2 protein-coding genes are annotated in these 2,326 nt (G+C 68.8%); both read left to right on the top strand.

Going from position 1 to position 2,326, the window contains the following annotated elements; all coding sequences use genetic code 11:
- Window positions 1-137: 137 nt before the first annotated feature.
- Window positions 138-1,400, top strand: a complete 1,263-nt coding sequence (istA, locus tag CR165_RS24070; protein WP_109519408.1) for an IS21 family transposase — start codon at window positions 138-140, stop codon at window positions 1,398-1,400.
- Window positions 1,401-1,414: 14 nt separating this feature from the next.
- Entirely contained in the window at window positions 1,415-2,260 is an 846-nt protein-coding gene (gene istB, locus CR165_RS24075) for an IS21-like element helper ATPase IstB (RefSeq protein ID WP_281262132.1), read from the top strand.
- Window positions 2,261-2,326: the final 66 nt, after the last annotated feature.

Consider the following 2,326-nt stretch of genomic DNA (forward strand, 5'->3'; position numbering starts at 1 on the left):
TGTAGACGCCGGGTGAATACTCCCCAGAGGTGCCGACGGAAAATTCCCCAGGTGACCTGACCGGCTGAGTTCCTGGAGGGGAGCGGCTGGCCGCCCCGATCGCCGATGCTGCCGCTGTCCTGAGGGAGGCGGCGCCGGTGGTCAGACTGGGAGACATCATCATGCTTCTGGACCTGCACCGGCAGGGCCTGTCGGTATCCGCCATCGCTCGGCGGACAGGCTTTGATCGCAAGACGGTGCGCAAGCACATCGCGCGTGGGCTGGAGCCGCCGGCCTATGGCCCCCGGGCACCGCGGACGATGCTGTTGGACCCGTTTGTGCCCTACCTGCGGGAGCGGGTGGCGGCCTTCCCGGACCTCACAGGCCGCCGTCTGCATCGCGAGCTGCGTGAGCGGGGCTACACGGGTGGCTATACGCGGCTGACCGACCTGCTGCGCGATATCCGTCCGGTCACGGATCCCGGCTTTGAGCAGCGGTTCGAGACACCGCCCGGCCGGCAGGCCCAGGTTGATTTTGCGCAGTTCCGCACCGAATTCACGGACGAGCCCGGCGTGGTGCGCATCGTCTGGCTGTTCTCCCTGGTGCTGGGGCACAGCCGCTGGCTCTGGGCCCGCTTTGTGCTGCAGCAGGACCTGCCGACGGTGCTGCGCTGCCACCTGGCCGCCTTTGAGGCCATGGGCGGGGTGCCGACGGAGATCCTCTACGACCGCATGCGCACGGCCGTCACCGGCGAGGATGCGGCGGAGGGTATCGCCTACAACCGCACCCTGCTGGCCTGTGCTGACCATTACGGCTTCCTGCCCAAGGCCTGTCGCCCTTACCGGCCGCAGAGCAAGGGCAAGGTCGAGCGGCCGTTCCGCTATGTCCGCGAGGACTTCTTCCTGGCGCGGAGCTTCCGCAATCTCGACGACCTGAATGCCCAGCTGCAGCAGTGGCTGGACGAGGTCGCCAACGCCCGGGTGCATGCGACCACGCGCCGGGTGGTCGCCGCGCACTTCGCCGAGGAGCGGCCGCACCTGCAGCCGTTGCCGGCAGGGCCTTTCCAGGCGACGCTGCGCCTGGAGCGCCGGATCACACGCGACGGCATGGTCTCGGTGGATGGCAACCTCTACAGCGTGCCGGACAGCACCCGCCGGCGGCCGGTGGAGGTGCACCGGCTGGCCGACGCGGTGCAGATCTTCGAGGCGGGGCGCCTTGTCGCCAGCCATCCGGTGCTGGAGGGGCGTGGCCAGCGGCGGATCGCCAGCGGACATCGCCGCCAACGGTCTCCGGCCAACAGCACCACACCGCGCGAGGAGTTTCTCCTGCCGGCCCACTCGGGCGAGGTGGTCTCCCGCCGCTCCCTCGAGTTCTACGCGGCCGTCGGACAGCGCCTGGCCAGCCAGGGCCTGCGGAAATGAGGGAGGACCTCTCCGTGCCCCCGACCCTGGAGCGGCTGCGCCGTCATCTGGTTGGCCTGCGCATGCCCCGCGCCCTGGAGATGCTCGACCATATGATGCGCCAGATCGAGCGTGGCGAGGTCGGCGCCCTGGAGGCACTTGAGGCGCTGCTCGCCGAGGAACTGACGTTGCGCGAGAGCCGGCGGATCAAGGCGGCCCTGCAGATGGCACGCCTCGGCACCATCAAGACGCTCTCGGCGTTTGACTTCGCGTTCCAGCCCTCGCTGGACCGGCACCGCATTCTGGCGCTGGCGCAGCTCGACTTCATCACCCGCCATGAGGTGGTGCACCTGCTCGGGCCACCGGGTACGGGTAAGAGCCACCTGGCCATTGCGCTTGGCGTTGAGGCAGTGCGGGCCGGCCACAGTGTCTACTTCGCGACGCTGGCCGACATCGTCGCCTCGCTGGGTCGGGCCGAACGGGAGGGATCCCTGCGGGAGCGGATCCGCTTTCTCTGCCGCGCATCACTGCTGATCGTGGACGAGATCGGCTACCTGCCGATCAGCAGCGGCAGCGGGAACCTGTTCTTTCAGCTGGTCAACGCCCGCTACGAGCGCGGCGCCATGATCCTGACCTCCAACCGCGGCTTTGCCGAATGGGGCGAAGTGTTCGGTGATCCGGTGGTGGCCACCGCGCTGCTGGACCGGCTGCTGCACCACGCCGTGGTCGTGTCGATCGAGGGCTCCAGCTACCGCCTGCGCCAGCATGCCGACCTGGTGCCGGAGAGCCTGCGCCCTGCCGCCGCCACCCTCGCGCAGGCTCCGCCACGACGCCGCGGAAGGCCGCCCAAGCCAAGAGGTGCCGATCCCAGCAACGGCTGATCCCCAAAACCCAAACTGGGGAATTTTACCTCGGCACTTCTGAGGATGATTCAGGCGGCGTTGACA

The organism is Teichococcus aestuarii, from assembly GCF_003116135.1.
GTDB classification, from domain to species: domain Bacteria; phylum Pseudomonadota; class Alphaproteobacteria; order Acetobacterales; family Acetobacteraceae; genus Pseudoroseomonas; species Pseudoroseomonas aestuarii.